This window comes from Sandarakinorhabdus rubra (assembly GCF_010994245.1).
In the GTDB taxonomy this organism is placed as follows: Bacteria; Pseudomonadota; Alphaproteobacteria; order Sphingomonadales; family Sphingomonadaceae; genus Sandarakinorhabdus; species Sandarakinorhabdus rubra.
Genome location: NZ_WMHO01000209.1, coordinates 1 through 4,484, shown reverse-complemented (window position 1 = coordinate 4,484; position 4,484 = coordinate 1). Strand labels below are relative to the sequence as shown.

General features: G+C 68.4%; 8 protein-coding genes. 4 read left to right on the top strand and 4 right to left on the bottom strand.

Annotated elements, in window-relative coordinates:
- Together GJV64_RS11745 and GJV64_RS11740 are read right to left on the bottom strand one after the other, a co-directional pair.
- The coding region (locus tag GJV64_RS11745; RefSeq protein WP_164157400.1) for a hypothetical protein at positions 1-235 on the bottom strand (235 nt) is incomplete at its 3' end.
- Between the two features lie 7 nt (positions 236-242).
- Complete coding sequence (locus GJV64_RS11740; RefSeq protein WP_205599613.1) at positions 243-440, bottom strand: YdcH family protein; 198 nt, start codon at positions 438-440, stop codon at positions 243-245.
- A 265-nt stretch (positions 441-705) separates the two neighbouring features.
- Between GJV64_RS11740 and GJV64_RS11735 the strand changes: the two genes are divergently transcribed.
- The gene (locus GJV64_RS11735) at positions 706-873 is read left to right on the top strand and encodes a YdcH family protein (RefSeq protein ID WP_164157398.1); all 168 of its coding nucleotides are present in this window, start codon (positions 706-708) and stop codon (positions 871-873) included.
- A 16-nt stretch (positions 874-889) separates the two neighbouring features.
- On the opposite strand, the gene dksA is transcribed toward GJV64_RS11735, so the two are convergent.
- Together dksA and phaR are read right to left on the bottom strand one after the other, a co-directional pair.
- Positions 890-1,378: an RNA polymerase-binding protein DksA gene (gene dksA, locus GJV64_RS11730; protein WP_235927722.1), complete on the bottom strand. Its 489-nt coding sequence runs from the start codon at positions 1,376-1,378 to the stop codon at positions 890-892.
- A 184-nt stretch (positions 1,379-1,562) separates the two neighbouring features.
- Complete coding sequence (gene phaR / locus GJV64_RS11725) at positions 1,563-2,180, bottom strand: polyhydroxyalkanoate synthesis repressor PhaR (protein ID WP_164157397.1); 618 nt, start codon at positions 2,178-2,180, stop codon at positions 1,563-1,565.
- Between the two features lie 87 nt (positions 2,181-2,267).
- Between phaR and GJV64_RS11720 the strand changes: the two genes are divergently transcribed.
- From GJV64_RS11720 to GJV64_RS11710, 3 genes are all read left to right on the top strand, one after another.
- Entirely contained in the window at positions 2,268-3,299 is a 1,032-nt protein-coding gene (locus tag GJV64_RS11720; RefSeq protein ID WP_235927721.1) for an alpha/beta hydrolase, read from the top strand.
- 30 nt (positions 3,300-3,329) lie between these two features.
- Positions 3,330-3,623, top strand: coding sequence for a DUF1330 domain-containing protein (locus tag GJV64_RS11715; RefSeq protein WP_164157396.1), 294 nt, complete (start codon positions 3,330-3,332; stop codon positions 3,621-3,623).
- Positions 3,624-3,660: 37 nt separating this feature from the next.
- A partial coding sequence (locus tag GJV64_RS11710) for an acetyl-CoA C-acyltransferase (protein WP_164157395.1) occupies positions 3,661-4,484 on the top strand: 824 nt, incomplete at its 3' end.

Here is a 4,484-nt window from a genome sequence, read left to right as displayed (position 1 = left end):
ACAGCGCGATGCCGCGGTTGATCAGCATGGCGAGCCGCGTTTCCGGCGCGATGCCGGGGCGGCCAAGTTGGGCGGTGCAGGCGCTGATCCGCGCGCGCGAGGGGCGCTGCTGCTCGGCGGCCAGCCGGCAGGGCCGCGCCACCGCCGAGTCGCTGGCCACCGGTGCCTGCGCCTGCACAGGCGTTTCAGCCGGCGCCGCCAGCAGCAGGAAGGCCAGGCCGAACGCTGCGCGCATGGGTGCGTCAGGCAATGATGTCAGGGACCAGCAGGTCTTCGAGCATGCTGATCTCGTCCCGCAGGCGCAGCTTGCGCTTCTTGAAACGCTGGAGCTGGATCGCGTCGGGCATCGGCAGCATCGCCAGCGCCTCGATCGCGGCATCAAGGTCGCGATGGTCCTGCCGCAGCATTTCGATCCGGGCCCTGATGTCCACCTGGTCCACGCAATAAGGCTCCCGCGACGCCAGGCACGGTCCGGCCATGGGCGCCAGCCCTCCGGTTAGCCAAAGTTGCGCCCCCGCGGCAAGCCTTGCGACTGAACGGCACAAGGCTGGCGAAGCGGGGCAGCGGCGCGTTCAGCCCGAAATGGCCCCGCCGCGCCTCCGTGGCCATGCAAACAGGCATGGACAGGCCGGGCAGAAAATGATGCACTCATCGGCCTGATGGGAGGCGAGCGCCTGCCCTCAGATCTGGGAAGGGGAATGCCACATGGCCAACGCCCACCGCGACCATCTTGCCGCCCGCCACGCAAGGCTGGACGCCAGCCTCGCCGCCGAACTGAAACGACCGCTGCCCGACAGCGCCATGCTGCGCCGGCTGAAGCGGGAAAAGCTGAAATTGAAGGACGAATTGTCCCGCGCTGCCGATCAGGCCTGACGCGCGCCGCGACCCATCACTCGTCGCGGCTCACCTTCTCGTCTCGTTCATGACGCTCCTGCGCGTCGATCGTCATGGTCGCAATCGGGCGGGCTTCGAGCCGCGCGAGGCTGATCGGCTCGCCGGTCACCTCGCACCAACCATATTCACCCGATTCGATGCGGCGCAGGGCAGCGTCGATCTTGGAGATCAGCTTCCGCTGGCGGTCGCGGGTCCTGAGTTCGATGCCCCAGTCGGTCTCGCTGGCGGCGCGGTCGGTCAGATCGGGTTCCCGCAGCGGTTCGGCCTTCAGGGCTTCGAGCGTGCCTTCCGATTCCTTCAGGATCTCGTCCTTCCAGGCCAGCAACTTCTTGCGGAAATAGGCGAGCTGGCGCGGGTTCATGAACTCTTCGTCAGCGCTGGGGCGATAACCCGCCGGAAGATCATCGCCGGGCGCCGCCACGATCAGCGTCCCTTCTCTTGCAGTGCCCGGGCCGCCAAAATCGCCATCAGACTCGCTTTTCATCGCCAGCACACCCCATCCGCCGGGGCAGGCACATGACCCTGCTGCGGGCCACAAGCCAGACCCGGACATCCACGCCGACCAGACCCCTCCGGACGACATACTCCCATGGCAGCGCCCCATAAACGTCTGAGTGCGAAGCGGCAAGCAGGGAAATGGCGGCGCCACGGTCGCGCCGGCGAGTGGATCAGGCCTTCAGCGTGTCGATGCGGGCCTGCAGCGCCGCCAGCTGGTCTTTCAGGGCCTGCACCTCGTCGGCCGAGGCCGGCGGTGGCGCTGCGGCGGGCGCCGCGGTGGACGGCGACGCCGTTGCAGTACCCCGAGCCGCCTGCTGCTCACGCAGGCGGGCGCCGGTCATCATCTCGGTGGCGGCCTGGAACATGGCCAGATTCTGCCGGGCCAACTGTTCGAACGGCTTCATCGCGGCATCGCGGAACTTGGCCTGATTCTCGGCAAAGGCGGCCATCGAGGCTTCAAGATAATGCGGCACCATGCCCTGCATGGAATCGCCATAGAGCGCGATGATCTGCCTCAGGAAGCTGGTCGGCAGCATGGTCTGGCCGCCGGCTTCGCCTTCCATCACGATCTGGGTGAGCACGCTGCGGGTGATATCCTCGCCGGTGCGCGCATCGAAAACCTGGAAATCACGGCCCTCGCGCGTCATTTCCGCCAGGTGATCGAGCGTGATGTAGCTGGAGGTTTCGGTGTTGTAGAGGCGACGGTTGGCGTATTTCTTGATGATCACGGGCGCGGCGGACTTGCCGGCGCCCGAGCCAGAATTTGGGGAGGAAGAGGCATTGGCCATGGGGGCTCCCGGATTACAGCGCGCCGCTTGGCCTAGCAAATGCCCTGCTGCGGTGCAATGCCGCACTGCCGCATCCATGGTGCCGGCATGAGCGGCGCAGGTCCGGGAAGGGCCCGCGGGCCGCATCCGCTGCCCCTATTTCTGGCCACCGTGCAGGGCGTGTGCGGTGATGATCGGGCGCGGCTGGCCCGCGTGCTGGCTGGGCTGGCGCGATACCAGTCTGCCCCGCCGTCACCACCGCGCACGCCCTGGCCCGAGATCGCCCGCGTTGGCGGCGTGACGCTGCGGGCCATGCCTGGGCGATCTCGGGCCAGTGGGGGGGCGCCGCTGGTGCTGGTGCCCTCGCTGATCAATCCGCCCGATGTGCTCGATCTGGCGCCGGGGCAGAGCCTGGCTGCGCATCTCGCCGCCGCCGGCTGGCGACCGTTGCTGGTGGACTGGGGCGCTGCACCCGAGCCGCTGGGGCTGACGGCACTGGTGCGCGACCGGCTGGTGCCGCTGCTTGCCGCACTGGGCAGGCCGGTTCCGCTGGTCGGTTATTGCCTGGGCGGCACGCTGGCGCTTGCTGCAGCGCGGGACGGCGCCGGCACTTGGGCAAGCCGGGTGGCGCTGCTGGCGGCGCCGTGGCGCTTTGGGGCCTATGGCGAGGGTCGGGCCGCTCTGGGCCAATGGTGGCGCCAGGCACAAGGCATCGCAACGCCACTGGGTGTGGTGCCGATGGACCTGCTGCAACCGGCCTTCTGGGCGCTGGATCCGGCGGCGCTGGCGGCCAAATACGAAAAGCTGACCAGTACTGACGACGCAGCGCTGACTGGCTTTGCCCGGCTGGAGGACTGGGCCAACGGCGGCGCCCCGCTCAGCCTCGCAGCGGCTGCCGATCTCGCGGCCCTGTTTGAAACGGGCGCCACCGGCATCGGCGGCGACGCGGTGCCCCGCCTGCCCATCCTCGACGTGGTGGCGATGCGCGACCGCATCGTGCCCCCGGCAGCGGCCCTGACGGCACCGGGAGACGCCGGCCGGCTGGAGGTGGATGGCGGCCATGTCGGCATGGTGGTGGGCGGCCGGGCGCGGGAAATGCTGTGGGAACCGCTTGCGCAATGGCTTGGTGCCGCCGATTGAACAGGCAGACTTACCAGCGAAAGACCTGTCATGTCCCATTATCTGATCGCCAACTATCGCATCACCGACCAGGAGGGCTATCAGCGCTATCTCGAACTGGTGGGGGCCACCACGGCAGCCCATGGCGCCGAGGTGCTGGTGGCGGATTTTGACAGCCAGATCGTTGAGGGCGGCGGCCGACCGGTGAGCGTCGTGGTGCGCTTTGCCAGCCGCGAGGCGGCGCTGGGCTGGTACAACTCGCCCGAATACAGGGCCGTGGTCCACCACCGCCAGAACAACACCGAAGGTTTCGTGCTGTTCGCCAACGGCGCCGAACCGGCATAGGGTACTCGCAAACGACTCGCCAGCTCAGGGGATTCTTATGACCGACATCGTGATCACCGCCGCCCGCCGCACCGCAGTCGGCAGCTTCCTGGGCAGCTTTGCCAGCACGCCGGCACATCTGCTGGGCAAGGCGGCGATCGAGGCAGCACTGGCTGATGCCGGCGTGGCCCCCGGCGAGGTGAACGAAGTGATCCTGGGCCAGGTGCTGACCGCGGCGCAGGGCCAGAACCCGGCGCGGCAGGCGGCGATGGCGGCCGGCATTGCGCTCGAGGCACCGGCCTATGGCGTCAACCAGGTGTGTGGTTCTGGTCTGCGGGCCGTTGCCATGGCGGCTCAGGCGATTGCCAACGGTGATGCCGGCATCGTGGTTGCCGGCGGGCAGGAATCGATGAGCCTGTCGCCGCACGCGCAGGCCATGCGCGCCGGCACCAAGATGGGCCATGTCGAGTTCGTCGACACGATGATCAAGGACGGGCTGTGGGATGCCTTCAATGGCTATCACATGGGCATCACCGCCGAGAACGTGGCCGAGATGTACCAGATCAGCCGCTCCGCGCAGGACGAGTTTGCGGTGGCCAGCCAGAACAAGGCCAGCGCGGCGCGCGCCGCCGGCCGCTTCAAGGCCGAAATCGCGCCGGTCACTATCAAGGGCCGCAAGGGCGACACCATCGTCGACACCGATGAATATATCCGCGACGGCGTCACGCTCGACAGCGTCTCGGGCCTCAAGGGCGCCTTCAAGAAGGATGGCTCGGTCACGGCTGCCAACGCCAGCGGCCTCAACGACGGGGCCGCCGCCCTGGTGCTGATGAGCGCCGCCGAGGCCGCCCGCCGCGGCGCGCCGGTGCTAGCGCGCATCGC